This window comes from Arthrobacter sp. ZGTC131, assembly GCF_002929275.1.
Classification (GTDB): domain Bacteria; phylum Actinomycetota; class Actinomycetes; order Actinomycetales; family Micrococcaceae; genus Arthrobacter.
In genome coordinates, this window is record NZ_PJIK01000008.1 from 138773 (window position 1) to 156037 (window position 17265).

The 17265-nt window shown below is 68.8% G+C and carries 16 protein-coding genes; 13 read left to right on the forward strand and 3 right to left on the reverse strand.

The genetic code is table 11. The annotated features are described in order from the left end of the window. Window positions 1-23: 23 nt before the first annotated feature. The 9 genes from CXQ90_RS11985 to CXQ90_RS12025 all read left to right on the forward strand — a co-directional run bounded on the left by CXQ90_RS11985 (window position 24) and on the right by CXQ90_RS12025 (window position 9723). The gene (locus CXQ90_RS11985) at window positions 24-1223 is read left to right on the forward strand and encodes a thiolase family protein (protein ID WP_104139391.1); all 1200 of its coding nucleotides are present in this window, start codon (window positions 24-26) and stop codon (window positions 1221-1223) included. A gap of 3 nt (window positions 1224-1226) precedes the next feature. Continuing rightward, window positions 1227-1916 (forward strand): 3-oxoacid CoA-transferase subunit A, encoded by a 690-nt coding sequence (locus CXQ90_RS11990; protein WP_104139392.1) that lies wholly within the window; start codon window positions 1227-1229, stop codon window positions 1914-1916. Window position 1917: 1 nt separating this feature from the next. Next, complete coding sequence (locus CXQ90_RS11995; protein WP_104139394.1) at window positions 1918-2601, forward strand: 3-oxoacid CoA-transferase subunit B; 684 nt, start codon at window positions 1918-1920, stop codon at window positions 2599-2601. A gap of 123 nt (window positions 2602-2724) precedes the next feature. Next, window positions 2725-3561, forward strand: a complete 837-nt coding sequence (locus tag CXQ90_RS12000) for an IclR family transcriptional regulator C-terminal domain-containing protein (RefSeq protein WP_258064508.1) — start codon at window positions 2725-2727, stop codon at window positions 3559-3561. A 77-nt stretch (window positions 3562-3638) separates the two neighbouring features. Next, window positions 3639-5396: a diguanylate cyclase gene (locus CXQ90_RS12005; RefSeq protein ID WP_146068892.1), complete on the forward strand. Its 1758-nt coding sequence runs from the start codon at window positions 3639-3641 to the stop codon at window positions 5394-5396. Between the two features lie 220 nt (window positions 5397-5616). Continuing rightward, on the forward strand, window positions 5617-6891 hold the full coding sequence (locus tag CXQ90_RS12010; RefSeq protein WP_104139397.1) for a Re/Si-specific NAD(P)(+) transhydrogenase subunit alpha: 1275 nt from the start codon (window positions 5617-5619) through the stop codon (window positions 6889-6891). Next, the gene (locus CXQ90_RS22935) at window positions 6891-7325 is read left to right on the forward strand and encodes an NAD(P) transhydrogenase subunit alpha (RefSeq protein ID WP_258064509.1); all 435 of its coding nucleotides are present in this window, start codon (window positions 6891-6893) and stop codon (window positions 7323-7325) included. Before CXQ90_RS12010 ends, CXQ90_RS22935 begins: the two co-directional genes overlap by 1 nt. Continuing rightward, a complete protein-coding gene (locus tag CXQ90_RS12020) occupies window positions 7322-8695 on the forward strand; it encodes an NAD(P)(+) transhydrogenase (Re/Si-specific) subunit beta (protein WP_104139399.1) in 1374 nt (457 codons plus the stop codon). Before CXQ90_RS22935 ends, CXQ90_RS12020 begins: the two co-directional genes overlap by 4 nt. 110 nt (window positions 8696-8805) lie before the next feature. Beyond that, window positions 8806-9723 carry a diacylglycerol kinase family protein gene (locus tag CXQ90_RS12025; protein WP_104139400.1) on the forward strand — a complete coding sequence of 306 codons (918 nt, stop codon included), beginning with the start codon at window positions 8806-8808 and terminating at the stop codon, window positions 9721-9723. A gap of 264 nt (window positions 9724-9987) precedes the next feature. Here the strand turns inward: CXQ90_RS12025 and CXQ90_RS12030 are convergent, their stop codons facing one another. After that, window positions 9988-10365, reverse strand: coding sequence for a hypothetical protein (locus CXQ90_RS12030; RefSeq protein WP_258064514.1), 378 nt, complete (start codon window positions 10363-10365; stop codon window positions 9988-9990). Then, window positions 10365-11231 carry an amino acid-binding protein gene (locus CXQ90_RS12035; RefSeq protein WP_104139402.1) on the reverse strand — a complete coding sequence of 289 codons (867 nt, stop codon included), beginning with the start codon at window positions 11229-11231 and terminating at the stop codon, window positions 10365-10367. The genes CXQ90_RS12030 and CXQ90_RS12035 overlap by 1 nt, the downstream gene beginning before the upstream one ends. A gap of 198 nt (window positions 11232-11429) precedes the next feature. Between CXQ90_RS12035 and CXQ90_RS12040 the strand changes: the two genes are divergently transcribed. Further along, the gene (locus CXQ90_RS12040; RefSeq protein WP_104139403.1) at window positions 11430-12386 is read left to right on the forward strand and encodes an SMP-30/gluconolactonase/LRE family protein; all 957 of its coding nucleotides are present in this window, start codon (window positions 11430-11432) and stop codon (window positions 12384-12386) included. 114 nt (window positions 12387-12500) lie between these two features. Here the strand turns inward: CXQ90_RS12040 and CXQ90_RS12045 are convergent, their stop codons facing one another. Continuing rightward, window positions 12501-13862 (reverse strand): aromatic acid/H+ symport family MFS transporter, encoded by a 1362-nt coding sequence (locus CXQ90_RS12045; RefSeq protein WP_104139405.1) that lies wholly within the window; start codon window positions 13860-13862, stop codon window positions 12501-12503. A 214-nt stretch (window positions 13863-14076) separates the two neighbouring features. On the opposite strand from CXQ90_RS12045, the gene CXQ90_RS12050 reads away from it, so the two are divergent. The 3 genes from CXQ90_RS12050 to CXQ90_RS12060 all read left to right on the forward strand — a co-directional run bounded on the left by CXQ90_RS12050 (window position 14077) and on the right by CXQ90_RS12060 (window position 17233). Further along, window positions 14077-14841 (forward strand): IclR family transcriptional regulator, encoded by a 765-nt coding sequence (locus CXQ90_RS12050; RefSeq protein ID WP_104139406.1) that lies wholly within the window; start codon window positions 14077-14079, stop codon window positions 14839-14841. Window positions 14842-14951: 110 nt separating this feature from the next. Then, the gene (locus CXQ90_RS12055) at window positions 14952-16139 is read left to right on the forward strand and encodes a 4-hydroxybenzoate 3-monooxygenase (protein WP_104139408.1); all 1188 of its coding nucleotides are present in this window, start codon (window positions 14952-14954) and stop codon (window positions 16137-16139) included. A 62-nt stretch (window positions 16140-16201) separates the two neighbouring features. Next, a complete protein-coding gene (locus CXQ90_RS12060; RefSeq protein ID WP_104139409.1) occupies window positions 16202-17233 on the forward strand; it encodes an FAD-dependent monooxygenase in 1032 nt (343 codons plus the stop codon). Window positions 17234-17265 lie beyond the last annotated feature (32 nt).

The window sequence follows — 17265 nt, forward strand, 5'->3', positions numbered from 1 at the left end:
CGACGAAAATCAGAGGAACAGTCATGAACCAGGCTTTTGTGTACGACGCCGTACGCACCCCGTTCGGGAAGTTCGGGTCCGGCCTCGCCGCCGTCCGCCCGGATGATCTCGCCGCGCACGTGATCACGGAATCCGTGAAGCGCGCGCCGAAGCTCGATCCCGAGCGGATCGACGAGGTGGTGTTCGGCAACGCCAACGGCGCCGGTGAGGAGAACCGCAACATCGCGCGCATGGGCACCCTGCTGGCCGGTTTGCCCGTCTCGATCCCCGGCACCACGGTCAACCGGCTCTGCGGCTCGTCCTTGGATGCCTCGATCATCGCCTCCCGCCAGATTAATGCCGGCGACGCCGAGCTGATGCTCGTGGGCGGTGCCGAGTCGATGAGCCGCGCGCCGTGGGTGCTGCCCAAGACCGAGAAGCCCTACCCGGCCGGGGACATGACCCTGGCCTCCACCACGCTGGGCTGGCGCCTGGTGAACAAGGCGATGCCCAAGGACTGGACCATCTCCCTGGGCGAGGCCACCGAAAGGCTCCGCGAGAAGTACGGGGTGACCCGCGAGCAGCAGGATGAATTCGCCGCCAACTCGCACAACCTCTCCGCGGCGGCCTGGGATGAGGGCTTCTACGACAACCTCGTGGCCCCGGTGCCGGGCACGGACCTGGTCCGCGACGAGGGCATCCGCGCCGGCTCCTCGGCCGAGAAGCTCGCCGGGCTCAAGACCGTGTTCCGCACCGAGAACGGCACCGTCACCGCCGGCAACGCCTCCCCGCTGTCCGACGGCGCCTCCGCGGCCTGGATCGGTTCCGAGAACGCCGCCGGGCTGCTGGGGCAGGAGCCGCTGGCCCGGATCGCGGGCCGCGGCGCGCACGCCAACGATCCGCAGTTCTTCGGCTACGCCCCCGTGGAGGCCGCGAACAAGGCCCTCGCGAAGGCGGGCATTGGCTGGGAGCAGGTGGGCGCCGTCGAACTGAACGAAGCGTTCGCCGCACAGTCGCTTGCGTGCATCAACGCCTGGGGCATCGATCCTGCGATCGTGAACCGGCACGGCGGCGCGATCGCCATGGGCCATCCGCTGGGTGCCTCCGGCACCCGCATCCTCGGCACCCTGGCCCGCAGCCTGCAGGCCTCCGGTGAGCGCTGGGGCGTCGCAGCGATCTGCATCGGCGTCGGGCAGGGCCTGGCCGTGGTGCTCGAAAACGTAACTGCTGGCGTAAAGGGTTAGGGCATGCTGAATTTCATTGACACCGTGGGTGAGGCTGTGGCCGGCATCAAGGACGGCTCCACCGTGATGATCGGCGGGTTCGGCAACGCCGGGCAGCCGTTCGAGCTGATCGACGCCCTGCTCGACGGCGGCGCCACGGACCTGACCGTGGTGAACAACAACGCCGGCCAAGGCGACCAGGGCCTGGCGCTGCTGATCAAGGAAGGCCGGGTCCGCAAGATGATCTGCTCCTTCCCGCGGCAGTCCGACTCCTGGCACTTCGACGCCAAGTACAAGGCCGGCGAAATCGAACTGGAGCTCGTGCCGCAGGGCAACCTGGCCGAGCGGATCCGGGCAGCAGGTGCCGGGATCGGCGGGTTCTTCACCCCCACCGGCTACGGCACCATGCTGGCCGAGGGCAAGGAAACCCGGATCATCGACGGCCGCGGGCAGGTCTTCGAGACGCCCATTCACGCAGACGTCGCCCTGATCAAGGCACTCAAGGCTGACGGCAAGGGCAACCTCGTGTACCGCAAGACTGCACGGAACTTCGGCCCCATCATGGCCGCCGCCGCCAAGCACACCATCGCCCAGGTCTCGGAGATCGTGCCCACCGGCGGGCTGGACCCAGAGAACGTGGCAACTCCCGGCATCTACGTGAACAGCATTGTCCGCGTGAACACCGCCGCCGGCACAACAGAACAGGTGGCCTGACATGAGCATCCAGACAGCATCTTTCCAGACCAGTGACAAGCCGATGGGCCGCGATGACCTCGCCCGCCTGGTGGCACGGGACATCAAACCCGGCTCGTTCGTGAACCTCGGGATCGGCCAGCCCACCCTGGTGTCCAACTACCTCGAGCCCGGGCAGGACATCACGCTGCACACCGAGAACGGGATGCTGGGCATGGGGCCGGTCGCCGAAGGGGACCAGATCGACGGCGACCTCATCAACGCCGGCAAGATCCCCGTCACCGAACTGCCCGGGGCGTCCTACTTCCACCACGCGGATTCATTCGCGATCATGCGCGGCGGGCACCTGGACATCTGCGTGCTCGGCGCGTTCCAAGTGTCCGCGACCGGCGACCTCGCGAACTGGCACACCGGTGCCCCGGACGCCATTCCTGCCGTGGGCGGGGCGATGGACCTGGCAACCGGCGCCAAGGACGTGTTCGTGATGATGACCCTGCTCACCCGCGAAGGCGCCTCCAAGATCGTCGAGGCCTGCACCTACCCGCTCACCGGCGTGGGCTGCGTGACCCGCGTGTACACAGACAAGGCCGTCTTCCTGACCGGCCCGGACGGCGTCCAGGTCCGCGAGACGTTCGGCTGCACCCTCGAGGAGCTCCAGGCCCTGGTGCCCGTCCCCCTCACGGCAGCCCCCGCCGTCGAACGCTAACCCCCGCCACCGCGCGAACTGGCAGCAGACGCCCTCAAATCCCCGCTTAGAGGTCATTAGCTGCCAGTTCGCGCTTCGGGGAGGGGCCGGAAGTGTTCGTTCGCGCGAATAGGATTGGTAACCATGACCGACGCAGCAGCAGGGACCGCATCGAGGGCCGGCCGGCCGCCGAAGACCGACGCTCCGGCGGCCAGCGACCAGTATGTGCAGTCCCTGGCGCGGGGGCTGGCCGTGATCCGCGCGTTCGATACCGACCACTCCGTCATGACACTGACCGAGGTGGCCGCGCGCACCGACCTGACCCGGGCCACGGCACGCCGCTTCCTGCACACGCTCGTCGAACTGGGCTACGTGCGGACGGACGGGAAGACGTTCGCACTCACCGCCCAGGTGCTGCAGCTCGGGTACGCCTACCTGTCCGGCCTGTCCCTGCCCCAGCTTGCCCAGCCGCACCTCGAGGAGCTGTCCCTCAAACTCGGGGAATCCACGTCAGCCGCGGTGCTGGACGGCACGGACATCGCCTACATTGCCCGTGTGACCACGCGCCGGATTATGAACATCGGCATCACGGTGGGCACCCGTTTCCCGGCCTACGCGACGTCGATGGGCAGGGTGCTGCTCGCCGCCCTTCCGCCCGCCAAACTGAAGGAATACCTGGCGGCGGCCGAGATCAAGCCGCTCACGCCGCGAGCCGTCGGCACCGTTCCGGAGCTCCTGGCCGTCCTGGACGCCGTCCGTGCCCAGGGCTGGTGCCTGCTGGACCAGGAGCTCGAGCTGGGGCTCATGTCCGTCGCGGCGCCCGTTTACCACGGCCCCAAGGTGGTGGCCGCCGTCAACGTTTCCCTGCAGGCCCAGAGCGTCGCGGCCCGGCCGGACCCGGACGCCTACCTGGACTCGGTGCGCAAGGAAATCGTGGCCACCGCGGAGCGGATTTCTTCGGACTTCTCCACGGGACGCTAGGCGCGAACGGCAGATCGGGCCGCGTTCCCCGGTGTGGGAGATTGTCGGCGCGGGCCCCGGCTGTGACTATTGGTTGGGTGGATAAGCGGCAATCAGAACCTACCGACGGCGACCCGTCCGCCCCGGTTGCCGCGACGGCCCGGCAGATATCAGCGGTCCTCAACAGTCTTCCCGCAATGATCGGCTACTGGGACCGGGAGCTGCGGAGCAGGTTTGCCAACGATGCGTACGTCGGCTGGATCGGCCGGACGCCGGAGCAGATCCGCGGACTCCATATGCGCGACGTCGTTGGCGAGGAGGCGTTCCGGGAGAACCAGTCGTACCTCGCCGGCGTCCTGGCCGGCAAGCAGCAGCTGTTCGGCCAGACAATTGTCAACGCATCGGGCCAGACGCGACAGGCCCAGATTTCCTACATGCCGGACGTGCAGGACGGCCAGGTCCAGGGCTTCTTCGTCATGGTCACCGACATCACCGACAGGGTGCTGGCCGAACGCCGGGAGCATCGCGACGCCTCACGCTACCGGGCGCTCGCCAGCAGCATTCCGAGCGTGTTCGTCCTGCTCTTCGACGCCGATCTCCGGTACATCATCGCCGAAGGCCAGGAGCTCGCCGCCTTCGGCCACGCGCCCGCCGAGCTGGAGGGCCGGACAATCCACGAGGTGCTCAGCCCGGAACTCGCCGCGGAGCTTGAGCCGCGCTACCGTGCCGCGCTGGCGGGGGAGGAAGTGGGCTGGACGCGGAAGATCGGGCAGCGGACGTTCAGCCTTACCGCAAGACCTGTGGACGCGGCGGACGGGATCTCTGCGGGCATGGTGGTGGCCGTTGACATCACGGACCGGCTCCAGCGCGAGCGGACCTGGGCCGCACTGCATGAGATAGCGACCGCCGTGGCGCGCAGCGCCGCCCCGCTGGACATCTCCGTGAGGGTCGCCGCGATCCTGCAGCGCCTGTTCGCCGTGGACTCAGCGGCCGTGGTCCGTTTCACGGGATCCAGGTCAGCCGACATCGTCGCGATGGCACCGCGCCTGCCGGCGGAAGTGGACCGGGTCCAGACATTCGCGCCGGGGGACACGTCCGCAGCGGCTACGGTCGCGTTCACCGGGAAACCCGCGATAGTGGCGTACGAACCCGGGAGAGGTCCCGTCGGGGAGCAGCTTTTTGCCGGCGGCTTCCGGGCCGGTGCGGCCGCCCCCATCCGGGTGCACGGGGAGCTGTGGGGCGCCATCGTGCTGACCTCCCGTGCCAGGGACGGGGTGTCCGGATCCATGCTGGACAGGCTGGCGGAGTTCGCGGAACTGGTGGAAATCGCCATCGGAAACACCGAGGCCTGGGAGATGCTGGAACACAAGGCCAGCACCGATGCGCTGACCGGGCTCCTCAACCGGCGTGCCTTCGAGTCCCGCCTGGCCCGGGAGCTTGAGGCCGCCGACACCAGCGGGGCCCCGCTGAGCCTCGTTGTCCTCGATATTGACAGCTTCAAGAAGGTCAACGATTCGTTCGGCCATCCGGCAGGCGACGAAGTGCTCATCGAAGTGGCCTCACGGCTCCGGGACACGTCCCGGAAGGGCGAGGTACTTGCCCGCCTGGGCGGCGAGGAATTCGTCTGGATGCTTCCCGGAACCGGCGGCGAGGACGCCGTCCAGGCGGCGGAACGGGCCCGCCGGTCGATCTCGACCGCTCCGTTTCCGGGCATCGGCGCGCTCACCATTTCTGCCGGTGTCTGCGAACTGGCCGACGCCGGAAAGGCGCACCTGATGGACCGCGCCGACCAAGCCCTCTACCGGGCCAAGCAGTACGGCCGCAACAGCACCGTCAGGTACCGCGACGGAACGTAGCCGGCAGCCCGGTCACCCGGAATGGGCCCGGCGGGTCCGGTCTGTTGCGCCCGCCCTACTGCCGCACAGCCCCGCTGGGTCATAGACTCAAGCCAACCATGTGCAGCAGCGCCGCTCGCCGGGTCCCGCCAGAACGGCAAGCCCGCCAGAACGGCAGGCCCCGCCAGTACGGCAACAAGGCAGGCGCCGCAGCTGCGTTCGTCCGAAAGGGGAGTGGCGGGTGAGGCTAGGAATACCGAGGGAGCGCCGGGAGGGTGAGCGGCGGGTGGCTGCGACGCCGGAAACCGTGCAGCAGCTGGCCGGGCTGGGCCTTGAGGTGCTGGTCGAATCGCGGGCAGGCGCGGCCGCCGGGCACAGCGACGAGGATTACCGCCAGGCCGGAGCGCAGATCGTCCCGGACCTTGACCCGGCAGAACTGGACGTCCTGGCCCACGTCCGCCCGATCGACCCCGCAACCGCCCGGTCCCTCAAGTGGGGCGCCGTCACCGTCGGCCTGGCCTCGCCGTCGACCGAGCTGGCCGCCGTCCAGGCGCTCGCCGAGGGCGGCGTGACGTCCTTCGCCCTCGAGCTGGTGCCGCGCATCTCCCGCGCGCAGTCCATGGACGCGCTCTCCTCGCAGGCGCTGGTGGCCGGCTACCGCTGCGTGCTCGAGGCCGCCATCCGGCTGCCGCGCTTCTTCCCCCTCTTCATGACGGCCGCCGGAACGGTCCCGCCGGCGAGGGTGCTGGTGCTCGGCGTCGGCGTGGCCGGACTGCAGGCCATCGGCACCGCCAAGAGGCTCGGCGCGCGGGTCTCGGCCAACGACATCCGGCCCTCGTCGGCCGAAGAGGTCACCTCGATGGGCGGCACGTTCATCAAACTCGATCTTGAGACGGCGGAGGCGTCGGGCGGTTACGCCCGTGAACTCAGCGCGGACCGCGGCGCCCTGCAGCGTGAGCTCCTGGCGCCGCATGTCGCCGACGCCGACGTGCTGATCACGACGGCGGCCGTCCCCGGCAGGCGCGCCCCGCTCCTGGTGACCCGCTCCATGGTGCAGGGCATGCGCCCCGGATCGGTCGTCGTCGACCTCGCCGCGGAATCCGGCGGCAACGTGGAGGGGTCCATGCCTGGCCGGGACATCCACGTCCCCACCGCCGACGGCCACGGTGCCGTCACCCTCGTGGGGCTGAAGGACGCCCCGTCCGCCATGCCCGCCGACGCCTCGCGACTCTACGCCAAGAACGTGGCCAACCTGCTCGCCCTGATGACCCGCGACGGCACCGTCTCGCCCGACTTCGACGACGACGTCGTGGCGGGCGCCTGCCTGACGCACGACGGCGTGGTGCGGCATGCGCCGACGGCGGAGGCGCTCGCGTCGCTTGCCGGGCAGACGGCGGCCCCTGAACAGGGGGCTCCCGAACAGTCGCCCGCCGAACAGGCGGTCCCCGAACCGGCGTCGCCCCCGAAGAGCGAGCTCTCCGGGGAGAAGGCGTCCGAGAACGAGGGCGTGGCGTGATGGACGGCATCAGCCTCCTGACCATCACGGTGCTGGCCGTCTTCGTCGGCTTCGAAGTGGTTTCCAAGGTCTCCAGCACACTGCACACCCCGCTGATGTCCGGCGCCAACGCCATCCACGGCATTATCCTGGTGGGCGCCATCATCGTTGCCGGCCAGGCCACTCATCCCTGGGTGCTCGCCGTGGCGCTCCTCGCGGTGGTCCTCGCCACCGCCAACCTGGTGGGCGGCTTCGTGGTGACGGACCGCATGCTGGAGATGTTCCGCGGCCGCCGGGGTGCGGCGGAAAGACCGGAGACGCCCTCCCGCAGCCACGCGCAGGTCAGCAAGTCCCAGGGCGGCAAAGCGCAGGGCATCGAGTCACAGGTCAGTAAGTCCCAGGGCGGCATCTCACGCGAAGGCAAGGCGCCTGAGGGCGAGGGGAGCGTCCGGTGACCCTCCTCGATCCCACCCTGACTTCGCTGCTCTACCTCGCCGCCGCCGTCTTCTTCATTCTCGCCCTCAAGGGCCTCAACTCGCCCCGCACAGCCCGGCGCGGCAACCTGATCGGCGCCTTCGGGGCGTTCCTCGCCGTGGTCACCGTGTTCTTCTCGGTCAGGCTGGACAACGTCCCGTGGATCCTCGGGGCCATTGCGGTGGGGTCCGGCGTGGCCGCGCCCGTGGCCCGGCGGGTCAAGATGACGCAGATGCCGCAGCTCGTGGCCCTCTTCAACGGCGTGGGCGGCGGGGCCGCAGCCCTTGTGGCACTGCTTGAGCTTCCGCATGCCGACGACGGCTGGATGCGTCTCGCCGTCGTCTTCACGCTGCTGGTGGGCGCGGTGTCCTTCGCTGGCTCCGCCGTCACCTTCGCGAAGCTGCAGGAGCTGATGACCACCCGGCCCGTGGTGTTCCCGGGGCTGCCCGTGCTCATGGGGGTTGTACTGCTCGCGGCGGTGGGTTCCGGTGCCGCCGTCGTTCTTGGGGGTTCGCTCGCACTGGCCCTGGTGCTTCTAGTGCTGGGACTGCTGGCCGGCGTGCTGCTGGTGCTGCCCGTCGGCGGCGCGGACGTGCCCATCGTCATCTCCCTGCTGAACGCGTTCACCGGCCTGGCCGTCGCGGCCTCGGGCCTGGTGCTGGGCAACGTGCTGCTGGTGGTGGCGGGCACGCTGGTGGGCGCCTCGGGCACCATCCTCACCCGTGCCATGGCCGCGGCCATGGGCCGCAGCGTTGCGGGCATCCTGTTCGGGGCGTTCCGGGGAAATTCGACGGCGGGATCCACGGCAGTGAGCGACCGACCCGTGCGCTCGTCAAGCGCGGAGGACGTGGCGGTGCTGCTGGGCTACGCGCAGCGGGTCATCATTGTGCCCGGCTACGGCCTTGCCGTGGCGCAGGGCCAGCACACAGCGGCAGAACTGGCGCTGGCACTCGAGGCCCGCGGCATCCGCGTGGACTTCGCCATCCACCCCGTGGCGGGGCGCATGCCGGGCCACATGAACGTGCTGCTCGCCGAGGCCAACGTGCCCTACGAATCGCTCAAGGAGATGGGCGAGATCAACTCCGAATTCCGGACCGCCGACGTCGCACTGGTGGTGGGCGCCAACGATGTGGTCAACCCCGCGGCCAAGACGTCCGCCGGTTCGCCGATTTACGGCATGCCGATCCTCGAGGTGGCCGATGCGCGGCAGGTGGTGTTCCTCAAGCGCTCCCTCCGGCCAGGATTCGCCGGGATCGAAAACGAACTCATGTACGAGCCGCAGACCACGCTGCTGTTCGGCGACGCGAAGGAGTCCCTCACGAAGGTGCTCGGGGCCGTGAAGGCGCTCTGAGGATGCCATTGCCAGCCAGCCGTGTCTTGCCGGACCACTACGGGTAGCCGGCGAACGGCGCTACGATGTGATTTCCCGCCTCAACCTCCCCACTGCAGTCGAAGGACACCATGACAGCCAAAAACGACTCCGCGCCGAAACGGGCCGCCGTTGTCATCAACCCCGCCAAGGCCGTGGGTTCCGACCTCCGCGCTTCCCTGGTCAGGCTCTGCGATACGCAGGGCTGGGCCGAGCCGCTGTGGCTGGAAACGACCGTAGAGGATCCGGGCGTCGGCCAGGCGCGTCAGGCGCTGGACGCGGGGGTCGACGTCGTCATTGCCGCCGGTGGCGACGGTACCGTGCGGTGCGTCGCGGAGGTCCTGGCCGGGACGGACACGCCGCTGGGACTCGTGCCGCTGGGGACCGGCAACCTGCTGGCGCGCAACATGGGCGCGGAAATTGCCGACCCCGTTTCCGCCGCATATGACGTCCTAAACGGCACGGAGCGAACCGTGGACGTGGTCAGGAGCAGGTTTGACCAGTCCGAGGACGAGAACGTCTTCCTGGTCATGGCCGGAGTGGGCTACGACGCCGCGATCATGGCCGACACCGTGGACGTGCTCAAGGACCGCATGGGCTGGCTCGCCTACGTGGAGGCCGGCATCCGTAAGCTGCCGGGCAAGCCGGTGCGGGCCACCATCACGGTTGACGGGGGGCATCCGGTGAAGCGCAGGATCCGCAGCGTGATGATCGGCAACTGCGGGCGGATCATGGGCGGCATCGAAATTTTTCCCGAGGCGAAGGCGGACGACGGCGTCCTGGACGTCCTCATCCTCGCGCCCCGCGGCCGGCTCGGCTGGCTCGGGGTGGTGAAGGGCATCTTCGGCCGCCGTAAGAACCGCACCCAGTCCGCCGAGTACTTCCAGGGCAAGTCGGCCGAGGTGACCCTCCACCACGGGCAGGAGTTCCAGCTGGACGGCGACCATGTGGGGACCGGAAAGCACCTGAGCGTCAGGGTGGATCCCGGGGCGCTCAAGATCCGCATGTAGTTCGACGGCGGCGGCCCGCTCCCAGTGGGCGGGCCCCCGCCGTCTGCCTTGCCTGGGCTGCGACCGTGCCTTGGGGGATTGGCAGGGCCTGCGGGCTCAATCAGTCCGCGAGCAGCCGGCCCCACCTCGGTGCGAGCAAGGGGGACCCGGCAAGTTTCAGGCAGTGCCACAGGGTCACGGCCACCGAGTCCAGCACCGGAACGCCGGTGCCGGCCTCGATCTCCGCCGCGATGTTGGCGCCGTACAGGTTGGTGCAGAGGTAAATCAGGGCGTCGCGGCGGCGGCCAATGCCAGCGAGCCGGGGCGCATCTCGTCGTCCGTGACCCGGCCGAAGGATTCGTTGTCGCTCAGGCCCAGGCAGCGCTGGCCGACGGTCTTGATGCCGTCCCGCTCGTAGGAGGCCACGATGGCCTGGTTGACGTCCTCCGTGTACGGGGTGAACAGGCCGATCCGCTCGGTGCCGAAGGCCTTGAAGGCCGCCATGTACGCGAGCGTGGACGTGGTGGCCGGGATGCCGGTGGCGTCTCCGATTTCACGGACCAGTTCGCGGTCGTGGTCCGCGCCAAGCCACGATCCCGAGGTGCCGTTCCAAGCGATGACGTCCACGTCCGCCGTCGCGAGCAGCTGGGCCGCTGCGCGCATCACGGCGGGATCGAACTGCCGGTCCGGGGGTCGGCGGGCACGTGGGCGAGGATCTCGGCGAGCTCCGCGAGCCGGTGCGCCCGGGCAGATTCGGCGGGTGTGAACGGTTCGCCGGGGCGGTAGAAGGTGATGGGGCCGTGCCAGGCGGTGGGGATCTTGAGGACGGTCCCGGCGTCGTTCGTTTCGGCCGGATGGCGGGCGGTTTCACTGTCCGCCGGCAGGATCCGTGCGGACAGCAGTTCCGCGACAGCGAGCGGGAGCTCCTGCGGGCTGGCGGCGATCCGTGCCGCCAGGCTCAGGGCCTTCGTTTGCCCGTCGGCCATGGCCAGCGCCGTGGTGGGCCAGACGTGCGGCTGCCGGCCGCCGCCGTCTTTGAGCGCCTCAAGGAGCTGGCGCTCGGTCACTTCACCCGGAGCGGACAACACGAATTCATCCATGACGCCGCCCCGGACGGGATGGACGTGGATGCTGAGGATGTTGGTGTCCAGCAGCGTCAAGGACCGGGTGATCTTCTTCAGCGAACCTGGCTGGTCGCGCAGCACGGTCCTGGCCCGCCACAGGGCGGGGGCCGCACCGAGCCGGCGGCGATGCCGCAGCGCGGGTGCGTGGAGCCAGCGCCGCAGGATCCGTGCCGCGGACGGTTCGGCCACCCAGATCACCAGGACGGTGGCGGTGAGCGTGAGCACCAGGACCTTGGCGAGGTACGGCAGGTGGGTCTGGACCACGAGGGCGTGCACCAGCAGTTCGATGGGGAGCATGACGGCGACATTCGCCACCGTGAGGCGGGTCTTGGGAGGCTCGGGCATCTGGCCGCAGACCTCGCAGCTTAATTCAGCCGTGGCAGGGGAGGGTGCTTGAGGCTTCATGATGCCAGCCTGCCGGGCAGCTGTTACGGGCGCGTTGCCCCCGCGTTCCGATCTCGGGAAGATTTCCGGCCGGCGCCTGAAGCCTGTTCCGCGGCGCTATGGCCAGCCCCTCACCGACGTACCTACACTGAAAAGACCAGCGTGCGGAGCCCCGTACAACGGCCAGCGCGCACGGAAGAGTCGATTCCGGAGAGCATCATGCATCCCAGATTAGTTTCAGGAAAAACACGCCGCCGTGCGGCCGCAGGGTTAGTTGCCCTCGCCGCCCTCCTGATCCCGGCACCCGTCGCATCGGCCGGGCAGGCACAGTCCGAAGACGAATCCGAAGTCATCCTGCTGGACGGAGCCAAGGGCGCCGAAGGCATCACGGCCGGCGAAGGCAGCACCTTCTACGCGGGCGACCTCGTCACGGGGGACATCTACCGCGGCGATATCCACAAGGACACGGCCAAGAAGTTCATCGACGCGCCCGACGGCAGGGTTGCCGTCGGTCTCAAGGCCGATACCCGCAACGACCTGCTGTTCGTGGCCGGCGGCCCCACCGGCCAGGCCTACGTTTATGACACCGAGACCAAGAAGACGGTCAAGACCTACCAGCTGACGGACAAGGCCGCGTTCATCAACGACGTCGCACTGACCAACGACGGCGCCTGGTTCACCAACTCCCGGCAGGCCGAGCTGTACTTCGTGCCCGTGGACGACGACGGCGACCTCGGCAACGTCCGCACGCTGGCGCTCAAAGGCCCGGCGGCCGGACTGCCCGGAGCCTTCAACCTCAACGGCATCGCCTATTCCCCTGACGCGCGCAGGCTGGTGGTGGCCCACTCCGCCAACCAGGCCCTGTACACAGTCAACCCGCGGACCGGGGCAAGCACGAAAATCGGCGGGATCACTGTGCCCAACGCCGACGGTCTTGTGGTGAAGGACGGCGTCGTTTGGGTGGTCCAGAACTTCATGAACCAGGTGAGCCGCATCCGTGTCAACTTCGATGAGTCGACCGGGACCGTGAGGGAGGTCATCACCAGCCCGGACTTCAACGTTCCGACGACGGCCGCCCTCTTCCATGACTCCCTCGCCGTGGTCAACGCGAAATTTGGCGTCGCGAATGCCACCACCTTCGAAGCGGTTGTGGTGGACGCCTACCCGCACCACTAAAGCGGCCTGGGCCCGCCTGACCGGCCTTGGCCCGCCTGACCGGCCTTGGCCGGGGCCGGTCATGCGGGGGAGGGTCGCCCTAAAAGGGACTCAGCCGGTCGCCAGTGCGCGCCGCTAGGAACGCCCGACGTCGGACGGTTGGCCGGGTGCCGGCGCGATCGCGTGGGGGACGGTCACCAGGGCCAGTACCGCCAGCAGCGCGGCGGCTGCGAAGACGTAGAAGCCCCACGGGTAGGCGATGCCGGCGGCCACGAGTGTCCCGGTAACGGCCGGTCCCATGATGGCGCCGAGCCGCCCCACGCCCGCCGCGAAGCCGAGGGCCGTGCCGCGGAGCCTGGCCGGGAAGAGCTGGCTGACCCAGGCGTAGACGAGGACCTGCGAGCTGAAGACGAAGACGCCGGTCACGAACACGGCAGCGTTGAGAAGGAATTCGCTCTGGATCTTGATGCTGAGGACGGCAAGGAAGAGCGCGGACAGGCCGAACCAGAGGAGCACGATCTTCTTGGTGCCATGTTTGTCGGCGAGGATGCCGGCCACGATCAGACCCACCACGGCGCCTACGTTGAGCACCAGCAGCAGGACCAGGCCCGTGCTGACGGTATACCCGGCGGAGGACATGAGCTGCGGCAGCCAGGTGTTCAGGCCGTACACCAGCAGGAGCCCCATGAACGATGCCACGGCAATTCCCAGGGCGACCAGCGGATACGGCTTGCGGGTGAGGTCGCGGAAGCTGGCCCGCTCGCCGGCCTGGTCGGCAGCCACCAGCGATGCGGGCGCGGCCTCGGGCTCGGCCGCCGGCACAGCGATGGGTCGGTGCGCCCGGGCGGACCCGGCATGGTGGGTTTCCGCGGGTTCACTCTCCGCGCGGTTGGCTTCGGCCCCGCGTTCGGCGTGGACGGGCGGCAGGGTTTCCGGCAGCCGGAACCACAGGAACGGCACCAGCACGAACCCGGCGATTCCTCCCACCACGAACATGATCCGCCAGTCCGGCACCACCAGGATGGCCAGGAACGCGGTGGCCACGGCGCCCACGTGGTAGCCGGTCATGGTCCGGGTGGTGGACTTACCTGCCGTGCCGGCGGGGGCGTAGTCGTTCATGTAGGCAAGGGCGGCGGGCAGGCAGGCACCGAGTCCCACGCCCGCGAGGAGCCGGAAGATGCCGAACATGGCGACGTTGGGCGCGAAAACCACAGCGAGGGTGAAGAGGGAGAACCAGGCCACACAGGCAACCAGCAGCCGGCGGCGTCCGAAGCGGTCCGAGAGCGGCGCGATAAAGAGCGCCCCAATGCCCACGCCCACCAGGGAGATCGTGGCCGCATACGTCGCCCCCACAGCGTCGAAGCCAAGGTCCTGGGTCTTGATCAGGGTGGGAATGACAGTGCCCAGCACCACCAAATCGAATCCGTCCAGCACCATGGCCAGCCAACACAGCCAAACGGGCCACTGGGAACGGCGGGCAACTGAAAGCGTTGACATGGGAACCTCATTGTTCGGGTTTGGAGAACTGTTCATGAATGGAGGCCGCTGCGGCCAGCTGATCCGAGCACATTTGTTCGGAGTGACATCCGGCAGCCGAACCGGCAAGGCGTGTTGGCGGCCGAATGGACCGCGGGGACGTTTCGACATGAGAGTTGTATCACTCGCGGGTGTAATCTGTGACAACAAAAACCATTGAACGGAAGCGGGTGCTGTGGCCAACTCAACCTCCGGCGACTCCGTGGTGGACAGGGTGGTGCGCCTCATTGCAGCCTTCCCGGAGGGCGTCACCGCCCTTCAACTTACGGAGCTGGCGGACCGCGCAGGGCTTCCCCTGACCACGGCGCACCGGCTGGTCAGGCAGTTGGCAGCCCATGGTCTCCTCGAAGCCGGGGCCGGAGGTTCGGTGCGGCTGGGACTGCGGCTGTGGGAGCTGGTCAACCGCAATTCACCGACCCTCGCGCTGCGCCAGGCCGCGATGCCCTTCATGGAGGACATTCAGCACGTGCTCAACCAGAACGTAAACCTCGCCGTTCTGGATGGCTGGGAAGCTCTCTTCGTGGAACGGCTCTCCCGACGCGGCTCCGTGGCGAACCGAGCGCAGATTGCCGGCCGCATGGCCGTGCACGTGTCGTCGGCCGGACTGGCCCTGATGTCACACCAGCCGAGGTCCGTCCAGGCGGAATACCTGGAACAGTTCTCCGATCCCGCCGGAAAGGTGACTCCGGAGGACCTGCGCGCCCTGCTGGGTGAAGCGGCCCGAGAGGGCTATGCGCAGTTGGCCGGGGTGATCGATCCGGACACGTGGGGCATCGCGGTTCCCGTGCTGGATGGCCAGAAGCGGGCGGTTGCGGCCCTCGGCGTCGTCGTTCCCTTGCGGGAGATGCGGATGCAGGCGCTGGTGCCGGCGCTGCAGACGGCAGCGAGGGGGATCGGGCGCAGGCTTGGCGAGTCGGCCACCGGCCCCGATTTCCGTTGAATGGAATCCATGTAACGCCCGACATACCGCCCGGCGCACACTGTTAGCTAGAACGAACTTCCGGCCCCAGTCCCCCAAGCCGAGGGCCCCGCGACGAAGCGAGGAACGTCATGCCAGCACGCAAGGTCATCACCACCCAGGTTGCCATCATCGGCGCCGGCCCCGCCGGACTCATGCTGTCCCATCTTCTGGCCAAGGCCGGCGTCGAGTCCACAGTGATCGAAATCCGCAGCCGCCAGGAGATCTCCGAAACAGTCCGGGCGGGCATCCTGGAACACGGCACCGTCAACATGCTGGTGGACAGCGGCGTCTCCGACCGGGTTCTGCGCGACGGCGACCGGCACGACGGCATCGAATTGCGGTTCAACGGCGAGAGCCACCGCATCGACTTCAAGGACCTTGTGGGGGAGTCGGTCTGGCTGTATCCGCAGACGGACGTCTTCATGGACCTCGCCGCACGCCGGGAGGCCGACGGCGGCGACGTCCGCTACAGCGTCACGGACACCACGGTCCACGACATCGAGGCCAAGCCCAGAGTCTGGTTCACGGACGCCGACGGCACGGAGTACGAGCTGCAGGCCGACTTCATCGCCGGCGCCGACGGCTCCCGCAGCCACTGCCGCTTGCAGATCCCCGAGGCGCACCGCAAGTGGTACTTCCACGAGTACCCCTTTGCCTGGTTCGGCATCCTCGCCGAGGCCCCGCGCAGCTCGGACGAGCTGATCTACGCCAACTCGGCCAACGGCTTCGCCCTGATCAGCCAGCGCACCGAGACCGTGCAGCGGATGTACTTCCAGTGCGACCCGAACGAGGACGTGAACAACTGGAGCGAGGAACGGATCTGGGACGCCTTCCGCAGCCGGGCGAACGGAAACGGCTTCGAACTGAAGGAGGGCCCGGTCATCGACAAGATGGTGCTGAAGTTCCGCAGCTTCGTGCACACGCCCATGCGCCACGGCAAACTCTTCCTGGCCGGGGACGCCGCCCATACGGTCCCGCCCACGGGCGCCAAGGGCCTGAACCTCGCCATCCACGACGTCAAGGTGCTGTTCGAGGGCCTGGACAGCTTCTACAAGTCGGGCTCCACCGCGCTCCTCGATTCGTACAGCGACCGTGCCCTTGACCGGGTCTGGAAGGCGCAGCAGTTCTCCTACTGGATGACGTCCATGCTGCACACCCCGGTGGATGCCGATGACTTCTCCCGGGCGCGGCAGCTCGGCGAACTCAACTCCGTGGTCTCCTCACGCCACGGCCAGGCCTATCTCGCCGAGGCCTACACCGGTTGGCCGTCCGCCTAGGCAGTCCGCACCCACCCCGGCCGCAGAAGCCGGCCAACCGCCGTCGGGCTTAACATCGGTCCATGGACCCCATCACCATCATCGGCGGCGGCATCGCCGGCCTGGCGCTCGCCGCCGGTCTCGATCCGCAGCGCTTCGACGTCACACTCCATGAGCAGCGTCCCGGCGTGCCGCCCGTGGAAACCTCTCTGGCCATGTGGCCCGAAGCGCAGGCCGCCCTGGCACTGCTCGGCATCCTGCCGGACGTCCGCGCAGCAAGCACCGGGTTCGGCGGCATGGCCCTGCGGGACAGCGCCGGAAATGCGTGGGGTTCGCCGGAGGTGCGCGGGGTCCTCGGAGTTTCCCGGGCTGATCTCCTCATGATCCTTGATGCCGCCGTTCCCCACGCCGTGCAGCGGGTGGCAGGCCGGGTGGACGACGTGCCGGCGTCGGGCCCGTTGGCGGCAGGGCTGCTGGTGGGCGCCGACGGCGTGCACAGCGTGGTCCGCCGCACGTTCTGGGGCAAGCGGGCCGCGGCCAAGCTGACGCCGTACCTCGCCCTGCGGGGCGTCCTCGCCGAGCCGATCGCCCCGGATGCGGGCGGCGAATACTGGGGCCGCGGACAGCTGTTCGGCATCACGCCGGCGTCGGGCGGGAGGACCTACTGGTACGCGTCGTTCCGTTCGGACCTGGGGCCGGCCGGAATTGACGCCGCCGAGGCGCTGCAGCGGACCCGGGAACGGTTCGCCGGAAGCGCCCCCGCCATCGGGCGCGTCTTGGCGAAGGCCGCGCCGGAATCCACCCTCGCCCAGCGGATCTGGACTGTTCCGACGCTCGGCAGCTTTGTCCGGCCGGGCGCAGTCCTGATCGGCGACGCCGCGCACGGGATGACTCCCAACCTTGGGCGGGGAGCCTGTGAGGCCATCGTGGACGCCGCCAACCTGGCCGAACTCCTGAACGCGCAGCCAATGGGCGAGGCACTGAGGGCCTACAACCGGCAGAGGGTGGTCCGGACGCAGCTGCTGCGGGTTGCTTCCTCGGCCATGACCGGCCTGGCGCTCACCGAACACGCCCAGCCGCTCCGCGACCGCCTGCTCGGGCTGGCTGCCCGCTAAGTCCGGCAGCCGCCGTCGGCCGTCCACATACA